Raw genomic sequence first — 19,478 nt, 5'->3', positions numbered from 1 at the left:
GATTATTGGCTAACAATGGCCAGGCGCAATGCTGACATATTCAGTTGCAGTGATTGTAGGGCCGTCATGCCGAGTGTTGTTTCCCTGTCAAACGCCTCAAGTTCTTGAGGGGCGACATGGGGGTTGCGGCTCATTAATGATTGCAGGCGCTCACGCTCATTATCACGATCAGTTTTATAGTTTTCTGTGGCTGTTTTCACCCATGCTTTTGTTGTGTCTTCGGCAAGGGTTTCTATGTGGGGAATCATGGCCGTAATACTGGTGCGGACTTCTCTGAGCAATACTGGCATAAGGGTTTTCTTAACACCCTGTGCCAACTGATTTAATTTACTGTGGGCAACGGCATTAGATAAATTGCGATTTTGTTGATCGGTAACGAGCCTAAAGCTTTGAGCTGGTAAATATCCCTGCAGCTGCAGCCATGCAGGGGCTTGTAATGTAGGGCTGAAAAATGATTCCAATAGCAGGGTGCCGGGCTTGAGTGCTTTTACGGAGATGGTGCAAATACTCGCACTGCCGAAATCACTAGACATCACCAAGTCCATTGCGCCACTAACCAGTGGGTGCTCCCAGCTAAAATACGCCATGTCTTCGCGGCTGAGGGCGCGGTCGCGGTCGAATGTGCCGGTGATGCCATCGTCGGGTAAATGCGGGAAGGCTTCGGTAATCATATGATCACCAGGGCGCAGAATCACGGCGTTATCGCTGTGGTCTTCATGCTCTAGGCCAAATTGTTCGGCCAGCATTTCAACGTATTCGGCTAAAGTATCACTGCGTTGTTCAGTTTCTAATGCACTAATTAATTCTGCAGCGCGCTGAGGCTGGCAGGAGTTTAGTTCCAGTAAACGGTTGCGACCCTTGCGCAGGTTTTCTTGTAACTCAATTGCTTTGTCGGCGGCAAGTGCAATGACATCGTTAATAGGGTTGTTGTCGCCTTTTGTTAAGGCGCTGTGTAAATCGTCACCAAATTCCAGCATAAGCGCATTGCCGACAGTGCAAGGCTGTTTGAATATATTCACAGCGTCGCGATACCAGCTCAGCAATTTCTCTTGGGCGCTGCCTGCGTAGTACGGTACATGCAGGTTGACGTCGCCAAGTTGACCAATACGATCTAGGCGGCCAATGCGCTGCTCTAGCAGATCGGGGTTTAGCGGAAGGTCGAATAGGATTAAGTGCTGGGCAAACTGAAAATTACGGCCTTCGCTACCAATTTCAGAGCAAATTAATAACTGGGCACCGTCTTCCGAGTCAGCAAAATAAGCGGCGGCCCGGTCGCGTTCAATTAGACTGAGTTCTTCGTGGAATACCGCGCTGGCGATACCGCGCCGCAGTCTCAGGTGTAATTCAAGGTCGCGGGCTGCGCTTGAATCCGCTGCAATTAATAAGACTTTATCATCGGGGTTTTGTAGTAAAAATTTCTCGACCCAGGAAACCCTTGGGTCTGCTTTTAACCATGCGGCACCCAATAATTGCTCTGGGTGTAAGGTTTCTTCTATCGTGGCGGTGGTACACGCTTGCTCGTATCCACTTGGTACGGTTAGGGGGTGCTCGTGCAGTATACGCTCAGGGAAGCCACCGACTGATGCGCGGGTGTTGCGGAATAACATACGACCGGTTCCAAAACGATCCAGCAGGTCGCGGATGGTTTTGTCTAGCTGTTCTGGGCTTGGGTTTTTTTGTAGCGCGCTGAATTGCGCTTTGCCAAGTAGTGTCTCTAAACGCTGGCAAAAATCAACGTCGCTAAGCGAGGTGTCAGGTGAATCACTTAAGCCCTGAATGAGCTCACTGATTTCTTCGTAATGGCTTTGCTCTTCTAAAAAGGCGGCTAAATCTGGATAGCGAACAGGGTCCAGTAAACGGAGGCGAGCAAAATGGCCGTCAATACCGGCATTTTCGGGGGTGGCGGTTAGGAGTAATACCGAGGCAATTTCTGCACTTAATCGCTCAACCAATTTGTATTCCGGCGAGGCGTCGCCATCTTCGTGCCAGTGCAGGTGATGAGCTTCGTCAACAACAAGCATATCCCAGCCGGCATCGCACAATTGCTGCTGTCGACGTTCATGCGAACTTATCCAACTGAGGGGGCATATGACAAGTTGTGCGTCTTCAAACGGGTTTTCTTCTTGTTCTTTAGACGCTTCTTCGTCAAAAAATATACTGCTTGGGTCGTCTTCGTATTTGTCTATTAGCTGGCAGCGAGCTTCATTAAAAATACTGAACTTGAGGTTGAAGCGGCGCAGCATTTCTACCAGCCATTGGTGAACCAGGCTGTCGGGAACGACGATTAATACTCGTTTTGCGCGTTCGAGAAGTAATAGCTGGTGAATGATCAGGCCGGCTTCTATGGTTTTACCCAAGCCCACTTCGTCGGCAAGTAAAACACGAGGCGTGGGTCGGCTGGCGACTTCGGCGGCAATGTACATTTGATGCGGAAGTAATTGTACTCGTGGACCCAATAAGCCGCGGGTACTGGCGGCTTGGCTGGTGTTTTGTTGTTCTAGAGTAGCTGCTCTTAAAGCAAAGCGGCGATGGTGCTCCACTTGGCCTGCTAATAAGCGCTCTTTGGCATTGCTGAGCTTGATGTTGGCGCTCAGGATTTGCTCCGGAACAGGGTGTACGTCGCCATTTTCATCTTCGGCAAAATAGACAATGCAGCCGTTGTGTTCTTGTTGTTCAGTAACGGTTAGAGGGCCTTGGTTGGGGACGTCGATATTATCGCCAACCTGAAATAAAACCCGCGATAAAGGCGCTGCCGCCGCTGCATAGGTTCGTTCTTCTTCGGCAGCGGGAAAGGCGATGACGACGCGACGATTTTCGGCTTCAAGAATGATACCCAGACCTAGGTCGGGTTCTGGGTTGCTGATCCAGCGTTGGCCGGCGATAAAAATAGTAGACATAAAGTATGGGTATGGCTCGGTGTATTGAGTAGGCTCATAGGGCGGATGGTGCCTACCCTAATTTCCGGAGTGCGAATGTTACGCATCACCGAAGCGAAGTGAAAGGTTTAATACCGTAAATCTGCCCGTCATCAACTTACTTTCTTTTTTATGACACAAATCTTACGGTTGAAAATATAGACTATTGTCGAGGTATTATGAGTTAGGTCTTACGCTAGACTGTGATTATTCATTTAGCGATTGCCGATGATCGGTGTGGTGAGGTTGGGTGCTGACAAATCAATGGATTGTATTATTGGCGTTTGTATACGTCGGCTGCTTATTTCTAATTGCATGGTGGGCTGATCGACACGCTCACCGGCCTGCAAGATTGCGAGCCTTTATATATAGTTTATCTCTAGCGGTATATTGCAGTTCATGGACATTTTTTGGTGCGATTGGCCAGGCGGTTGAGGATGGCTGGTCTTTTGTCCCTATATATCTGGGGCCGGTATTACTATTTCTGTTTGCGTGGCCGTTTATTCGACGCTTGTCTGTAGTGAGTACTCGGAATCGGGTGACATCAATCGCTGATTTTATTGGCTCACGCTATGGTAAACATCAGTTCCTTGCTGCCTTGGTAACTCTAATAGCCGTGGCGGGTAGCTTGCCATACATCGCTTTACAGCTTAAAGCGGTGACCCAAGCTTGGATAACGGTGCAGCATATTTGGCAATCTAGCGAGGTATCAAACCATAGTAGCACTAGTTTTATTGCAGCATTAATCTTAGTGGTATTTACCGTTGTTTTTGGCACACGAGTTGTTGATAAACGGCACCGCCATCGAGGTTTAATGGCTGCGATTGCTGTGGAGTCGGTGGTTAAGTTGACCGCATTTTTGGCTGTAGGCTTGTTTGCATTAAGCGTTCTGTCGAGCGCCTCTGAGCGTGGTTTTGATATTAATTATGGCAAGTTAACTACCTTGCCTGAACCGGTTAATTTCGTCACTCAATTGCTATTGGCTGGGGCTGCAATCGTGTGCTTACCAAGGCAGTTTCATGTCATGGTAGTAGAGAGTCATAGTCGTCGTGACATGCGTAGCGCGCGATGGATATTTCCGATTTACTTGGTTTTGTTTTGCCTCTTGATAGGGCCTGTGGCGGTATTGGGGCAATCTCTCTTAGGTGATGGGCTATCCTTAGCTGGCGGTAGTGCTGATATGGCGGTGGTGTCTGCACCCCTCGCGGCAGGAAGTACTAGCTTAGCAATTGTTGCCTTGATGGGTGGCTTGTCGGCGGCGACGGGGATGGTGATTGTGGCGTGTGTCACGCTATCGGTCATGATTTGTAATGAGTGGATGGTACCACTATGGCAGTATTTTAACCGTGCTCACAGTATTAATGCGCGCTGGTTGCAGTTAGCTAGGCGCGGCGCGATTGCTGCGGTTCTTTTGGCTGCTTGGTTGGTTGAGCAGCAGTTATCACATCGTAGTGGTTTGGCATCGATAGGTTTGTTGTCTTTTGCTGCCGCCGCGCAATTACTTCCTGCGATTCTTGCCGCATTGTATTGGCCTAGAGCACACTCCCGAGGCGTGATAGCAGGGTTATTTTCTGGCGGTCTCCTGTGGTGTTATTGCCTGCTTTTACCTGCATTATTGGATACAAATCACCCTTTGCTTGTGCAGGGCTTATTTGACCAATGGTGGTTAATACCTGATGCGTTGTTCGGTGTTAACTTCTTGGATCCCTTAAGTCATGGCGTCTTTTGGAGTTTGGTGCTTAATTGCCTGAGCTTGGTGCTCGTGTCTGTGTTTAGTCGGTTTCGCGCTATAGAGTTACGTCAAGCGCGGGCGTTTACGCAATTACGCTTAGGTACTGGTTATAAGAAGGCCGATTTTGAGCTTACGAAGGTGGAAGGGTGGCAGTTGCAGCGAATGCTGACGCCGTTGCTGGGGTCTGAGCGCAGCCGCCAGTTATGGCAGCGGTTTGAGCAGCGAGTGGGACAGCGCTTATTACCTAATGATTTAGTACCTAGGTTTGTCGTGAAAGAGGTGGAGGCGGCATTGGCTGCAATAGTTGGAGCGGTTTCTGCACATCGAACCTTAGATTTATTGCAGCGCAAAAAGCCTTTAGCACTAGATGAGTTTGTGTTGTTGATTGGCGATACGTCTAAGCAGTTACAGTTTGGTCAAGATTTGCTGCAAGTTACCCTAGAGACAATTCCTCAAGGGATTAGCGTGGTTGACGCTAATTTGGATTTAGTTGCCTGGAATAATCGCTATATTGAATTGTTCGGCTTTCCAGAACGTTTACTCTACGTTGGCTGCCCTATTGCTAAAGTGTATCAATTTAACGCTGAGCGGGGTTATTTGCAGAATGCGGATAGCGATGTCGATGGCGCAATTTCACGGCGTTTAGCTTTGCTAAGTGATGGCAAGCCCTATCGAATTGAACGATCGCTGCCCAACGGTCTGGTTATTGAAATTTGTGGAACGCCCATGGCGCGAGGCGGTTACGTTACCACTTATACAGATATTAGTGAGTATCGGCGAGTATTTGATGAGTTGGATAAGGCAAAATATGATCTTGAGCAACGCGTTGTTGAACGAACATCGGCCTTGGCTGCTGCAAACGATTCTTTAGCAAATGAAAACCAAGCTCGAGCGAAAATAGAGCGGGAATTAAATACGGTTTATGCCAGTAAGAGTCGTTTTCTTGCCGCAGCAAGCCATGATTTATTACAGCCTATCAGTGCGGCGCGTTTGTTTACCGCGGCGTTAACGCATGAAACCAAAGGAACTGAATTTTCGTCAGCGGTCGAGCATATAGATTCTGCCCTAACGGGTGCAGAAAATTTAATTACCTCGCTGCGCGAAGTGGCTCGTCTGGACTCGGGAAATGTTGAGCTGAAGCGCAGTGATTTTTGTCTGCGGGACATACTTGAACCCCTCGCGCGCGAGTGCGCCCTGTTTGCTAAAAACAATGGCTTGAAATTACGTTATCGCGCTTCAGATTGTTGGGTATACAGCGACCAGAAGCTACTGCGCCGGGTGATTCAAAACTTTCTTTCTAATGCCCTTCAATACACCCGCTCGGGTGGTGTGCTACTTGCTAGCCGACGGCGTGGCGATAGTATTTTAATTCAAGTTTGGGATACCGGCCTCGGTATATCTGTACAAGATCAGCAGCGTGTGTTTGATGAATTTGAACGCTCTCATAGTGTGTCTCGCCGCGAGTCTGAGCAGGGGCTTGGTTTAGGTTTGTCTATTGTTCAGCGGATTAGTGGGCTGCTTGGGCACAAAGTCACCTTGAGCTCCGTTGAAGGGCGAGGAAGTGTATTTTCTATTAGTGTGCCTGCGGGGCAGCAGCGAATACGTCAGCTTACCTCAATCTCATCGGGTTTAGAGTCGGAATTGAAAGGGGTTAGTGTTCTCTGCATAGATAATGAAGTGGGTATTAGAGCGGGAATGCAAGCGCTGCTCAGCCAATGGGGATGCCGAGTTTATACTGGCGCAAACCTTGGTGAAGTACTTGGCCAGTGGCGTTTAGAAACCGCACCGGATATTGTGTTGGCGGATTTTCATTTAGATAATAATGAAACGGGTTTAGACCTTATTCAGGCCCTGAATTACCGCTGGGATACTTGCTTGCCGGCGGTAATAATCAGTGCCGATAATAGCCCTGATGTACGTGCTAAGGTTGAGTGTGCTGGATATAGGTTTATGTCAAAGCCAGTTAAGCCCGCCGCGTTAAGAGGGGTTATGCGGCAATTGTTACAACGTTAAAAAGGGCTTGTTAGTCGGTCAATTGTGGTGGTGTGACTTCTAAGCGGCTAAATAGTAAGGCGGCTTGGGTTCGTGAATGGACGCCAAGCTTGCGGAATATTTCAGTGACGTGCGCTTTGATCGTCGCTTCGGTGACATGGAGTTCGTAGGCGATCTGCTTGTTTAATAAACCTTGTACTAACAGGGTTGCGACGCGGAATTGCTGGGGCGTTAGGCTGGCTATGTCATTCGCTAATTGTTGATCGCTGTGGTCTTTTTCTGCTTGGTAATGAATATTGTTGGGGAGCCAGCGTGAGCCAGCAGTAACGGCGTTAATAGCGCGTGTCATCACTTCAACCTGACTGCTTTTAGGTAAAAAACCGGCTGCACCGTGATCGATGGCGCGAGCCATTACATCGGGGGTTTCGCTTCCGGAAATGACCATGACAGGGATTTCAGGGTAGTGTGCCTGTAAATGTATTAAACCGCTAAATCCCTTCGCATCTGGCATATGTAAGTCTAATAAAATGAGGTCGCATTCGCTGTCAATTACCAGTAAGTCTTGCAGCTCCGCGATGGATGCCGCTTCGTGAATAATGCATTGCTCAAAATTTTGGGAAAGGTTTACTTTAAGCGCGGCGCGAAACAGAGGGTGATCGTCGGCAATGATAAATCGGAGGGTGTTCATCTGGCGCCTTTTTTATTAATTAGTTTTGGCAACAGTGTATAGAAAAAAGCCCTGCTATGCAGGGCAAAAGTCCACAACGGAATTTAGGCAATACGGGTGATTTCTTCGCTATGAGTCTCAATGAGTTTGGTAACTACCGCTGGGTCAGCGAGCGTTGATAAGTCACCGAGGTTTTCATAATCATCGGCGGCAATCTTTCTCAGAATTCGCCGCATGATTTTTCCTGAGCGGGTCTTGGGTAAATCGTCAGTCCATTGAATAACATCGGTGGCGGCGATGGGCCCAATCTCTTTGCGTAACCATTGTTTGAGTTCGTTGCGCAGTGTTTCACCCTCAGCGGTTTTGTCGGTAAGCGTAATGTAGGCATAAATGCCTTCGCCTTTAATCGGGTGCGGGAAACCCACAACCGCTGCCTCTGCAACTAAAGGGTGAGCAGCCAATGCACTTTCTAATTCAGCCGTGCCTAACCGGTGGCCTGATACGTTTAATACATCATCCACCCTTCCGGTAATCCAGTAGTAGCCGTCTTCATCTCGTCGGGCTCCGTCGCTGCTGAAATAGTATCCTTCAAAGGTGGAAAAGTAGGTATCAATAAAGCGCTGGTGATCGCCGAAAATAGTGCGCATTTGACCAGGCCAGCTATCACAAATAACAAGATTGCCTTCGGCTTCGCCGTGCAATAACTTGCCATTATTATCGACGAGTGCGGCGTGAATACCGAAGAAGGGTACGGTGGCTGAACCGGGCTTTAAGCCGATAGCACCAGGGAGTGGGGCAATCATTATGCCACCGGTTTCGGTTTGCCACCAGGTATCCAGAATTGGGCATTGACTATGGCCAAACTGTTCGTAAAACCACGTCCATGCCTCTGGATTTATGGGTTCGCCGGCAGTTCCTAGCAAGCGTAGAGAGCGGCGGTCGGTATTGGCAAGCGCTTCGTCGCGGCAGGCCATTAGGGCGCGAATAACCGTTGGTGCTGTGTAGAGGATGTTTACTTGATGTTTATCGATGATACGGGCAAGTCTGCCGGCATCAGGATAATTGGGAATACCTTCGTACATTACCATGGTTGCGGCGTTGCTGAGTGGTCCGTAAACCGCGTAGCTGTGGCCGGTAATCCAGCCGATGTCAGCCATGCACCAATATATTTCGCCGGGTTTATAGTCGAAAACACAATGGTGACTCAGTGATGTATACACCATGTAGCCGCCAGTGCTGTGTACCGCTCCTTTGGGCTTTCCGGTAGAGCCAGATGTGTACAAAATAAAGAGGGGGTCCTCTGCGGCCATGACTTCTGGGGCGCAATTATCGTTTTGTTTTTCTATTAGTGTTTTGTAATCAACATCGCGTTGGGTTTGCCAGCTGGTTTTGGCTTCGCAGTGGTTAACCACTAACACGTTTTGAACCAAGTCGGGTGTACATAGCGAGATGGCTTCATCAACATTATCTTTAAGAGCGACACGTCGCCCGCCTCGATTTCCTGCATCGGCGGTAATCACTAGCTTTGATTGGCCATCTTCTATTCGGCCGGCAAGTGCTTCTGGTGAAAATCCCCCGAAAACGACGGAGTGTACGGCGCCAATACGCGCGCAGGCGAGCATGGCGATGGTAGCTTCCGGAATCATTGGCATATACAGCGTGACAACTTCACCCTTAGCAACACCGAGGCTCTTTAATCCGTTGGCAAGTTTGCAGACCTCAGTGTGGAGTTGTTGGTAAGTGTATTTTCTGACCGTGGCGGTTTCGCTGTCGGGTTCCCAGATCATTGCGAGCTGGTTTCCGTGCTGCTCTAGGTGGCGATCTAGGCAATTTACGCTGGCGTTGAGCCGCCCGTCTTCAAACCAGCGAATCGCTAGCTTGTCTTTGTCAAAACTACAGTTCTTGATGGTGCTTGGTTTAACAACCCAGTCTATGCGTTCAGCTTGCTTGGCCCAAAAGGCTTCAGGTGTTTCCAGCGACTGTTGGTAAAGCGTGGTATGGGTTTCGGTGTTTATATGTGCTGTATCCCTAACCTTGGTGTGAACTGGGTAATGAATGTTGGACGTTGTGGGCGTAGCCATAACCGTGGGCTCCATTTATCAATTATTGCTGCTAACTATCGCGGATCTAAAGCATAAAGAGAATTAGACCTTGGTCTAGTACCTATAGATTTATTGAGTGACTTAGACTTTGGTCTATATATGACTAATGGCTAATACCGATTGGTTGATAGTAGGGCTATAAATTTCGTGTTACTTACTGATTCGAAAGAGCTCACTATGATAAAAAATAATAAATTAATTCAAGGTGCCTCGGCTTTCTGTTTGCCTAGGTGGAACGTAATGACGTCTGCTGTCTGTTTGGCACTACCGTTCTCGGTGATGGCCGAAGTCACTCCGCTCGAAACTATTGAACAGCGTGTGGCGCGATTGGAGGCTGCGCTTGCTGAACAAGAAAATTCTTCCGAAGAAGCCGCATCAACATCTGAGACGCAGTACAGTTTTGGTGGGTATATTAAGTTAGATGTGCTGGCTAGTCATTATAGCGATGGCGATCGCTCTTTGGCTGCGGTAGGGGATGACTTCCTTGTCGCATCCACCATACCGATAGGTGGGGAATCTGGTGACAGTTATGTTGATATGCAGGCAAAGCATTCGCGCATTTGGTTTAAAACAGCACGTGATACGGACGTTGGTGTAATAACGACGTATATCGAAATGGATTTCGGGATTAATCAGATAGGTGATGAGCGAATTAGTAATTCTTCCGTATCGAGGGTCCGGCATGCTTACTTGAATTGGCAATATAGTAAAAAGAGCACTTTGTTGGCGGGGCAAACGTGGAGCACTTTTTTTAATGTTGGCAGTTTGCCCGACACATTAGACTTTGTGGGGCCCGTAGGCACGTTATTTGAGCGCCAAGCGCAATTGCGTTGGACGCAAACATTGGCAGATGGCAGTGCGATGATGATGTCGCTGGAAAACCCGTCAAGCGGATTGTATGGGCAAAGTGGTTCGGATGCCGGGGCGGGCGCTTACGATAATAATACGATGCCGGATATTGTTTTCCGGTACAACCAAACGTCCGGTGATTTTAACTATAGTTTGTCGGCAGTAGTCCGCGAAATCGCTTATAAGCAAAACTTTAATAACAGTCAGGCGCAAGCGGTTGCTGGCGAGGATAAGGTCTACGGCTATGGTTTTAGTTTTGCTGGAGTGTGGCAACTTGGTGTAGATGATATTCGCCTGCAACTTAATGGTGGTAATGCCTTAGGTCGCTATTTGGGTTTGCAGAGTTATCGAGATGGCATCATTACAGATAATGGCGACATTAAATTAATCGATTCTGTCGGCGGGTATCTCGCGTATCGGCATTATTGGGCGCCGAAGTGGCGTAGCAGTGTCGTGGTGTCCGCTAGTTCAGCAGATAACCCCAGTAGTGTTGCTAGTACCACTGCGGCGTCATATCAAAGTGCTCACGCTAACCTCATCTATTCCCCCGTTTCTGCATTAAGTTTTGGGCTTGAATATATTCATGCAAGAAAAACAATTGAACGTCCCGTTAATGGTGACGATAGCGGCGATGTAAATAGGCTGCAGTTCAGTGCCAAATATGTGTTTTAACGGTTTTCTGCTTAGTCGACTAAGGTCGAATGGTCGGTGGGCATCAATGCTGTAATGCTTCAGGTATAAGACGAAAATAACAGGAGAATAACAATGGCGTTTCATTCCAAAGAACTTGCAAAAGCATACTGGCGGGAGAATATAAAACTCTTGCTTAGTTTGCTATTCATATGGGCCCTAGTGTCTTTTGGCTTCGGGATTATTTTGGCTGATACATTAAATCAGATTCAATTTTTTGGATTTAAATTGGGTTTTTGGTTTGCGCAGCAGGGATCTATTTACTCGTTTGTGGTGCTGATTTTTGTGTACGTTTACAAAATGAATAAGCTCGACGAAAAATACGATGTCCAAGAAGACTAGGGGGAAATGATGGATATTAGAATTTGGACGTTTTTAATTGTCGGCTTGAGTTTTGTTTTGTATATCGGTATCGCAATCTACTGCCGCGCTGGTTCAACAAAAGAATTCTACGTTGCTGGCGGTGGTGTGCATCCTGTTGTTAATGGTATGGCGACGGCTGCTGACTGGATGAGCGCGGCCTCGTTTATATCTATGGCGGGTTTGATTTCGTTTATGGGTTATGACGGTGCCGTGTATCTCATGGGCTGGACCGGTGGCTATGTGTTATTAGCACTTTGCCTCGCACCTTATTTAAGAAAGTTTGGAAAGTTTACGGTGCCGGACTTTATTGGTGATCGTTATTACTCCCAGACTGCGCGAACAGTGGCAGTTATCTGTGCTATTTTTGTGTCCTTCACTTATGTGGCAGGGCAAATGCGCGGGGTTGGTGTGGTATTCAGCCGTTTCCTAGAGGTTGATATCACGACCGGGGTGATGTTGGGTATGGCAATCGTGTTTTTCTATGCTGTATTAGGAGGGATGAAAGGCATAACCTATACTCAGGTTGCTCAATACTGCGTGCTGATGATGGCGTATCTAGTACCAGCGATTTTTATTTCGATCATGGTTACTGGGCATGTTATTCCGCAGTTTGGTTTTGGTGCAACTTTAGCGGACGGGTCAGGAGTGCATCTGCTAGATAAACTTGATGGTTTATCTGCTGAGTTAGGCTTCGCAGCTTACACCAGCGGTACTAAATCTACGATCGATGTGTTGTTTATCACCGCAGCTTTAATGGTGGGTACTGCTGGCTTACCTCATGTGATTGTCCGCTTCTTTACAGTACCTAAAGTAAAGGACGCACGTAAATCTGCGGGTTGGGCTTTAATATTCATTGCTGTGTTGTATACCACGGCGCCTGCGATTGCTGGTTTTGCCCGGTTGAATATGATTACCACGATTAACGGAGCAGACAGTCAGGGAACGGAATATAGCGAAGCGCCTACCTGGGTCAGTAATTGGGAAAAAACCGGCTTGATTGGCTGGGAAGACAAGAACAATGATGGACGTATGTTCTATTCTGGGGACGAGCGCAACGAGATGCATATCGACCGAGATATTATGGTCTTGGCCAACCCTGAAATTGCAGACCTTCCTGCTTGGGTTATTGCTTTGGTCGCGGCTGGTGGCGTAGCCGCAGCCTTGTCGACGTCAGCAGGCTTACTATTAGTTATCTCGACCTCTATTTCTCATGATTTATTAAAACGAAATTTGATGCCGAATATCTCGGATAAGTTAGAGCTAAGATATGCTCGCGGTGCGGCAGCGGTGGCAGTGTGTATTGCTGGTTATCTCGGGATTAATCCGCCGGGGTTTGTCGCGCAGGTTGTGGCTTTTGCCTTTGGCTTGGCGGCGTCGAGCTTCTTCCCAGCGATTATCCTAGGTATATTTTATAAGCGCATGAACAAGCAGGGTGCTATATCAGGTATGGTTAGTGGCCTTCTGTTTACTGTTGCGTATATTGTGTATTTTAAATTTATTAATCCTGCAGCCAGCGTGCCAGAGAATTGGTGGTTTGGCGTGTCGCCAGAAGGGATTGGTACTTTAGGCATGATTGTTAATTTTGTGGTTGCCGCTGTAGTGTGTCATTTAACCCCTGCTCCACCGCAAGATGTGCAAGATATGGTTGAGAGTATTCGTTATCCACAGGGGGCTGGTGTAGCGCAGGTTCATTAGAACTGTTGAGTTCTGGCTCAGAGCCGTTATTCATATTGGATAGCGGCTTTTTTATGCTCATTAATAAAGTGTCTATTGTGCAATTTGTGTTTGCAAGTGTTTATGATGTGCGCGGTATCGGTTTTTGGGGTAGTTAATGGCTTTAGATTTTGAAGAATTACACTGTTTTGTCGATTCGGTGTTGACCGGAAATGAGGGTGACCATTTCACCACCTTGGGGATTCGCTCAGAGTTTGTCAGTCGTCATAAAGTCGGCATGTCGATGCCCTATAGCGAGGTGCTGATCGGTGATCCTGATACGGGCGTTATTCACGGCGGCGCGATTACTGCTTTATTGGATACCTGTTGCGGTTTTGCGGCAGCAACAGCGCTGGATGATTTGGGGATGACACCTACGATCGATCTGCGGGTTGATTATATGCGTGCAGCCACACCAGGGCATACGGTATATGCAGATGCGGAGGTTTATCGGATTACTGAAAGTGTTATTTTTACTCGCGCGGTGGCGCATCATGGTGATGCTGAAGAGCCGATTGCCTCGGCTGTGGCTAATTTCTTCCGAATGGAGTTGGCTTTGTTTGACGATATGCGTCGAGACTTTCGTGCTTCCCAAGCGGCGATAAAAGCAGGCTTAGCTTTGGGGGAGAAATCTTAATGAATAGCTCAGAATTGCAGCAGCTAATTCAGCGTGTCCCTTATGCGCAAACCATCGGTATTGTTGCCAGTGATGAGTCTGGTTGCTTTTTGCTGCCAGTAAAAAAGACCAATATTGGTAATCCGACGCTTCCGGCCCTTCATGGTGGTGCATTGGCTGGCTTTATGGAGCTATCGGCCATGATCCATGTTCTACAGCTTAATCAAACCCAGGCCATTCCTAAGGTTGTCGACTTTTCGGTGGATTTTGTGAGGGCTGGTCGGTACGTCACTACGCATTCTCGTTGTAAGTTGGTGTATCTTGGAAGGCGGATGATGAATGTCGGAATCAGCGCGTGGCAAGAGGACGAAGCGTCGCCGATTGCCATGGCTCGGGCGCAATTTTTAGTAAAGGCGTAATCAGGTATATTAATTGGCAGAATGAAAAAACGGGCACCATATGATGCCCGTTTTTGTTTTAAACGTTTTGCTTTTTAGGCAATCGGTTTTAAACGATTTTCTTCATCGCTGTCATATAACCGCGCAATCTGCGGCCAACAACTTCGACAGGGTGGTTGCGGATTTCAGCGTTAACGGTAATAAGCTCCGCATTGTCTACGCCTAGGTCTTTGATGTTCAAACCTTTACCGATAATATCGGTAGAGACTTTGCTCATAAAGTCGGTTAGCAGTGGGCGGCAGGCGTGATCGAACAGATAGCAACCGTATTCTGCAGTATCCGAAATTACCACGTTCATTTCATACAGCTTGCGGCGGGCAATGGTGTTAGCAATCAACGGTGTTTCATGCAGAGACTCGTAGTAAGCAGACTCTGGCTCCATGCCAGCGGCAACCATGCACTCAAACGCAAGTTCAACACCGGCTTTACACATGGCGACCAGTAAGATGCCGTGGTCGTAGTATTCTTGCTCGCTGATTTCTACATCGCCTGCTGGCGTTTTCTCAAACGCGGTTTCAGCAGTTGCTGCACGCCAGCCGTGGAGGTTTTTGTCGTCGTTAGCCCAGTCTTCCATCATGGTCTTGGAGAAGTGACCGCTGATAATGTCGTCTTGGTGCTTTTCGTACAGTGGGCGCATGATGTCTTTTAACTCTTCTGCTAAATCAAATGCTTTGATTTTTGCAGGGTTAGAAAGACGATCCATCATATTGGTGATGCCGCCGTACTTAAGGCCTTCAGTGACAGTTTCCCAGCCGTACTGAATAAGTTTAGAGGCGTAGCCGGCGTCGATGCCTTGCTCAACCATTTTGTCAAAGCAAAGGATGGCGCCTGTTTGCAGCATGCCACATAAAATAGTCTGCTCGCCCATTAGGTCAGATTTAACTTCGGCAATCGGAGATGACTCCAAAACGCCGGCGCGATCGCCGCCTGTACCAGAAGCTAAGGCTTTAGCAATGGCCATGCCTTCGCCTTTGGGATCATTTTCGCGGTGAACGGCGATAAGCGTTGGAACACCAAAGCCACGCTTGTACTCTTCGCGTACTTCTGTGCCAGGGCATTTAGGGCACATCATTACCACTGTTAAGTCTTTGCGGATCTGCATGCCTTCTTCAACAAGGTTGAAGCCGTGGGCGTAATCTAGGCAAGCACCTTCTTTCATTAAGGGCATTACTGCATTAACAACGGGAGTGTGTTGCTTGTCTGGTGTCAGGTTCATTACTACGTCGGCAGTTGGTACTAGCTCTTCATAGGTGCCAACGGTAAAGCCATTTTCAGTAGCATTCTTCCAGCTTTGGCGCTTTTCAGCGATGGCTTCGGCACGGAGTGTATAAGAAACGTCGAGACCAGAATCGCGAAGATTTAAACCTTGGTTAAGCCCTTGTGAGCCACAGCCGATGATGACAATTTTTTTGCCCTTTAAATATTCGCAGCCGTCTGCGAATTCGCTGCGGTCCATAAACCGGCATTTGCCAAGTTCTTGGAGTTGAAGGCGAAGCGGTAAGCTATTGAAATAATTCTGACCCATGGGGCTCTCCTAGTGTGCATTTAGTAAAAGGGGTGACAAATTAGCGCATGGGTTGGTGTTGTTTGACCCATTCCCAGCAATGGCGGCCACTTTAGCACTGCTTTTATGTTGCGTAAAATGATATATAGTGGATGTAGTGTTGCGTAAATCGGTATGATCGTGGCGCTGTACTTATTGTCTTCGTTTTGAAAGAAATATTTGTTATGAATACAAAAGAGTTGGAAATATTTATCGATCTTGCTCGGACTTTGCATTTTGGCCGTACGGGTGCTGCGATGCACTTGAGTGCGTCGGCGGTGAGTCGGTCAATCATGCGCTTAGAGGAGCAGGTTGGGGTGGCTTTATTTGAGCGAGATAATAGACGGGTACAATTAAGCGCTGCTGGTCGAGAGTTTTTGGGGTATGCCGAGCAGGCTGTGGTGAATTGGCGCTCGGTGTTGCAGCGGTTGCACAGTCAAGGAGAAGCATTACAGGGGGAGTTGAAGGTGTATTGCTCAGTAACAGCGTCTTATAGTGTGCTTAGTAATATTCTTGAGGTGTTTCGGCGTCGATACCCTGCAATAGAGTTGAAATTACATACGGGTGATCAGGCGGATGCGATTGAGCGTATTGTTGAGGGCGGCGAAGATGTGGGAATTACCGCTAAGCCTAAGCAGCTATCTTCCCGTTTGCAGTATCAAGAGCTGACGCGTTCACCGCTGCGCTTGCTAATACCAAATATCCCTTGCGCGGTGAATGAGCAAGTTGCGGCGATGGAGGGCGTTTTGTCGCCAAGTCTGCTAGCTGATTTGCCTTTTATACTGCCTGAGCGTGGTGTGGCAAGAACATTGATAGAGCAGTGGTTTCGTCAGCAGCAAATTAAGCCTAGTGTGTATGCGCAGGTAAGTGGTCACGAGGCGATTGTGAGTACGGTTGCATTGGGCTTGGGGATTGGTATTGTGCCTGAGTTGGTTTTGGAGACGAGCTTTCTTCGCGAGCGTGTACGGGTCGTTCCGGTGGAGCCCGCGTTGCCTAATATGGAGGTGGGGGTGATTGTGTTGCAGCAGCGTCTATCAAATCCGCTTGCTAAAGCATTCTGGGAATGTGCCAAGTCATCGTACAGCTCAGTGAATTAATTTATGATGTTGTTTCTTTTTACATGGTTTAACAGGTCGAGCACCCTATGACAGAACAGCCGGACAGCGAAAAAACAAAATTGAGCTTTGATAAGGAAGCCTTATTGCTGATCGATGATCACGAGGAGGAGGTGTCGGTTAATGGCAAGACTGAGCGCAAGCGCGGTATTTATCTGCTGCCAAACTTGTTTACTACGGCAGCCCTGTTTTCCGGCTTCTTTGCCATTATATCGGGTATGCACGGTAATTTTGAAAATGCCGCCATCGCAATTTTTGCGGCTATGGTATTTGATGGCTTAGACGGGCGTGTCGCCAGATTGATGAATGCGCAAAGTAAATTTGGTGCAGAGTACGACAGTTTGGCGGATATGGTGTCCTTTGGTGTGGCGCCGGCTTTGGTTGTGTTTAGTTGGGCGCTGGTGGATTTGGGTAAATTTGGTTGGGCTGTGTCATTTATCTATGTGGCTTGTGCGGCATTGCGTTTGGCGCGATTTAACACACAGATTGATACCGCCGATAAAAACTACTTTACTGGCCTTGCTAGTCCTGCGGCGGCGGCCGTGATGGCTGGCTTGGTTTGGGTTTGCGCAGAAGAGGGTTGGGTTGAAAAAGGTGTGCATTTTGAGTTGGAGGTGTTTGCAGGGCTGTTAATGGCATTGTGTGGCATGCTGATGATTCTTAATGTGCGTTATAGCAGCTTTAAGGGCATAGATTTTCGTGGGCGAGTGCCTTTTGTTGTGATGATAGCCGTGGTCTTTATTTTTGGCTTGGTCTCTGTTGATCCGGCGCGGGTATTATTGGCTGCCGCGATGGTCTACGCAATGTCCGGACCGGTTCAGGCCATTTATCGCCGGTTTAAATAATCTGCGTTTGTAACAAAAGCGGGTGTGACGCATCTAAATAGTGGTTGTAGTTAATATTACTTTTATGGGAGTCATGCCGTGCTTATTCGTTCCCCCTCTGGTATACCGAGTAGCGAGATTACACCAGAGAGTGTCTATCTTGAGCGTCGACAATTTATGCAAGGGCTTGGTGTTGGCGCCATTGCGATGGCTGGGTTGGGGCTGCCTAGTGTAGGTCTAGCTGCTAGTGATGATGCTCGTCAGGCTTTGGCGTTTAGTCCGGTGGCCAAAAAAGCGGACAACCCTTTCTATACAGATGAGAAAGCGGCGAGTTTTGTTGAGGCGAGCAGTTATAATAATTTTTATGAGTTTGGTACAAATAAAACCGATCCCGCTAAACACGCTCACACCTTAACAACTGACCCTTGGTCGGTTCAGGTTGAAGGGCATGTGGCAAAACCGGGTAGTTATCCTCTTGAAGATATTTTAAAGCTCATGACTCTGGAAGAGCGAATTTATCGGCTTCGCTGTGTGGAGGCTTGGTCAATGGTGATTCCGTGGGTTGGGTTTTCGCTTGCAGATCTTATAAGCGTATTCGAGCCAACGTCTGACGCGAAGTATATCGAATTTACAACACTGCATCGCCGTGAAGAGATGAGAGGGCAGCGCTCTGCGTTTAGTACTATTGATTGGCCTTATACGGAAGGCTTGCGAATGGATGAGGCAATGAATCCTCTCGCATTTATGAGTGTGGGTATGTATGGCAAGACCCTGCCAAACCAGAACGGTGCTCCTATCCGTTTGGTGGTTCCGTGGAAATATGGCTTTAAAAGTATCAAATCGATAGTGAAATTGCGGTTTACATCTAGTCGTCCCAAAACCAGTTGGGAGAGTATTGCGCCCAGTGAGTATGGTTTTTATGCGAATGTGAACCCCACGGTGAGTCATCCTCGTTGGAGTCAGGCTTATGAGCGGCGTCTGCCTAGTAGCCTTTTAAGACCTAGCCGGATTAAGACGGAAATGTTCAATGGTTATGGTGATCAAGTGGCGGGTTTGTATAAGGGCATGAATTTGCGCCGGTATTATTAATGTCTGCGATGAAGTCAAACCTCCGGCGATTTTCGAAGCCCATGGTCTTTTTTCTGTGTTTACTACCCTTGGTTTATATAGTGTATGCGGTAGTGACAGAGAGCCTTGGTACTGACCCAGTAAAATCCTTAATTCATCTCACCGGGGAATGGGCGATACGCCTATTTGTGCTCACGCTCGCTATTAGTCCAATGCGGGCTTGGTTGGGCTGGGGGGCGGCGTTGCGGTTCCGCCGGATGTTGGGTTTGTTTACGTGGTTCTATACCAGTTTGCATTTGTTGATAGTGACGACCTACCTCTTTGCCTGGGACTGGGAGCTGGCAAAGATAGAGCTGGCAGAACGCCCCTATATATTTGTTGGTTTTGCGGCCTGGCTATTGATGGTGCCACTGGCGTTGACGTCGAGTAATTGGGCGGTGCGGAAGTTGCGCAAAAACTGGGTGCGCCTCCATATGTTGGTATACCCTTCTGTACTTCTTGCTTGGCTTCATATTGCATGGCAGGTTCGCGCGAGTTACTTTGATGCGGCCTTGTATGCAGTGCTTATAATTTGCTTACTTTTTCAACGATTTCAAAAACTTCGAAAAAGATTGTAGAAAGAAGTTGACTCTCAGTCTGCCATCTCTATAATGCGCCTCCTCAACTGCTGACGCGGACTTCACCGAGGTGAGGTAAGCAAGAAAACGAAGCGGTTGAGGCGGCAAGAAAGTTTAAAAAACTACTTGCCACGGAGGATTAAGTATATATAATACGCCTCCTCGCTTAAGGGCAACAACCTAAGCGACATCAAAACCCCGGCGGTTTTGAGTT

At 48.0% G+C, this 19,478-nt stretch carries 14 protein-coding genes; 10 read left to right on the top strand and 4 right to left on the bottom strand.

The genetic code is table 11. The features are described from left to right. Nucleotides 1-2: 2 nt before the first annotated feature. The gene (rapA, locus tag AELLOGFF_RS15215; protein WP_159269787.1) at nucleotides 3-2,897 is read right to left on the bottom strand and encodes an RNA polymerase-associated protein RapA; all 2,895 of its coding nucleotides are present in this window, start codon (nucleotides 2,895-2,897) and stop codon (nucleotides 3-5) included. Nucleotides 2,898-3,165: 268 nt separating this feature from the next. Between rapA and AELLOGFF_RS15210 the strand changes: the two genes are divergently transcribed. Next, nucleotides 3,166-6,660 (top strand): PAS-domain containing protein, encoded by a 3,495-nt coding sequence (locus AELLOGFF_RS15210; protein ID WP_159269786.1) that lies wholly within the window; start codon nucleotides 3,166-3,168, stop codon nucleotides 6,658-6,660. A 10-nt stretch (nucleotides 6,661-6,670) separates the two neighbouring features. Here AELLOGFF_RS15210 and AELLOGFF_RS15205 read toward each other — a convergent pair whose 3' ends face one another. Together AELLOGFF_RS15205 and acs are read right to left on the bottom strand one after the other, a co-directional pair. Continuing rightward, on the bottom strand, nucleotides 6,671-7,327 hold the full coding sequence (locus AELLOGFF_RS15205; protein WP_159269785.1) for a response regulator: 657 nt from the start codon (nucleotides 7,325-7,327) through the stop codon (nucleotides 6,671-6,673). An 83-nt stretch (nucleotides 7,328-7,410) separates the two neighbouring features. Further along, nucleotides 7,411-9,387, bottom strand: coding sequence for an acetate--CoA ligase (gene acs, locus AELLOGFF_RS15200; RefSeq protein WP_159269784.1), 1,977 nt, complete (start codon nucleotides 9,385-9,387; stop codon nucleotides 7,411-7,413). A 261-nt stretch (nucleotides 9,388-9,648) separates the two neighbouring features. Between acs and AELLOGFF_RS15195 the strand changes: the two genes are divergently transcribed. The 5 genes from AELLOGFF_RS15195 to AELLOGFF_RS15175 all read left to right on the top strand — a co-directional run bounded on the left by AELLOGFF_RS15195 (nucleotide 9,649) and on the right by AELLOGFF_RS15175 (nucleotide 14,058). Then, complete coding sequence (locus tag AELLOGFF_RS15195) at nucleotides 9,649-10,929, top strand: DcaP family trimeric outer membrane transporter (protein WP_200842753.1); 1,281 nt, start codon at nucleotides 9,649-9,651, stop codon at nucleotides 10,927-10,929. A 93-nt stretch (nucleotides 10,930-11,022) separates the two neighbouring features. Beyond that, on the top strand, nucleotides 11,023-11,289 hold the full coding sequence (locus AELLOGFF_RS15190) for a DUF4212 domain-containing protein (protein ID WP_159269783.1): 267 nt from the start codon (nucleotides 11,023-11,025) through the stop codon (nucleotides 11,287-11,289). A gap of 9 nt (nucleotides 11,290-11,298) precedes the next feature. Further along, on the top strand, nucleotides 11,299-13,005 hold the full coding sequence (locus tag AELLOGFF_RS15185; protein ID WP_159270142.1) for a sodium:solute symporter family protein: 1,707 nt from the start codon (nucleotides 11,299-11,301) through the stop codon (nucleotides 13,003-13,005). Between the two features lie 136 nt (nucleotides 13,006-13,141). Then, the gene (locus AELLOGFF_RS15180; RefSeq protein ID WP_159269782.1) at nucleotides 13,142-13,660 is read left to right on the top strand and encodes a PaaI family thioesterase; all 519 of its coding nucleotides are present in this window, start codon (nucleotides 13,142-13,144) and stop codon (nucleotides 13,658-13,660) included. Further along, entirely contained in the window at nucleotides 13,660-14,058 is a 399-nt protein-coding gene (locus AELLOGFF_RS15175) for a PaaI family thioesterase (RefSeq protein ID WP_159269781.1), read from the top strand. Before AELLOGFF_RS15180 ends, AELLOGFF_RS15175 begins: the two co-directional genes overlap by 1 nt. 88 nt (nucleotides 14,059-14,146) lie before the next feature. Here AELLOGFF_RS15175 and ilvC read toward each other — a convergent pair whose 3' ends face one another. Further along, complete coding sequence (gene ilvC, locus AELLOGFF_RS15170; protein WP_159269780.1) at nucleotides 14,147-15,622, bottom strand: ketol-acid reductoisomerase; 1,476 nt, start codon at nucleotides 15,620-15,622, stop codon at nucleotides 14,147-14,149. A gap of 203 nt (nucleotides 15,623-15,825) precedes the next feature. Between ilvC and ilvY the strand changes: the two genes are divergently transcribed. The 4 genes from ilvY to AELLOGFF_RS15150 all read left to right on the top strand — a co-directional run bounded on the left by ilvY (nucleotide 15,826) and on the right by AELLOGFF_RS15150 (nucleotide 19,264). Further along, nucleotides 15,826-16,737 carry an HTH-type transcriptional activator IlvY gene (gene ilvY, locus AELLOGFF_RS15165; protein WP_159269779.1) on the top strand — a complete coding sequence of 304 codons (912 nt, stop codon included), beginning with the start codon at nucleotides 15,826-15,828 and terminating at the stop codon, nucleotides 16,735-16,737. A gap of 47 nt (nucleotides 16,738-16,784) precedes the next feature. Next, a complete protein-coding gene (gene pssA / locus AELLOGFF_RS15160; protein ID WP_159269778.1) occupies nucleotides 16,785-17,600 on the top strand; it encodes a CDP-diacylglycerol--serine O-phosphatidyltransferase in 816 nt (271 codons plus the stop codon). Between the two features lie 78 nt (nucleotides 17,601-17,678). Further along, entirely contained in the window at nucleotides 17,679-18,668 is a 990-nt protein-coding gene (msrP, locus tag AELLOGFF_RS15155; RefSeq protein WP_159269777.1) for a protein-methionine-sulfoxide reductase catalytic subunit MsrP, read from the top strand. Next, nucleotides 18,668-19,264 carry a sulfite oxidase heme-binding subunit YedZ gene (locus AELLOGFF_RS15150; protein WP_159269776.1) on the top strand — a complete coding sequence of 199 codons (597 nt, stop codon included), beginning with the start codon at nucleotides 18,668-18,670 and terminating at the stop codon, nucleotides 19,262-19,264. Before msrP ends, AELLOGFF_RS15150 begins: the two co-directional genes overlap by 1 nt. Nucleotides 19,265-19,478 lie beyond the last annotated feature (214 nt).

The organism is Zhongshania aliphaticivorans (genome assembly GCF_902705875.1).
Classification (GTDB): domain Bacteria; phylum Pseudomonadota; class Gammaproteobacteria; order Pseudomonadales; family Spongiibacteraceae; genus Spongiibacter; species Spongiibacter aliphaticivorans_A.
The sequence above is the reverse complement of the archived record's forward strand: the minus strand, read 5'-3'. Positions and strand labels throughout refer to the sequence as shown.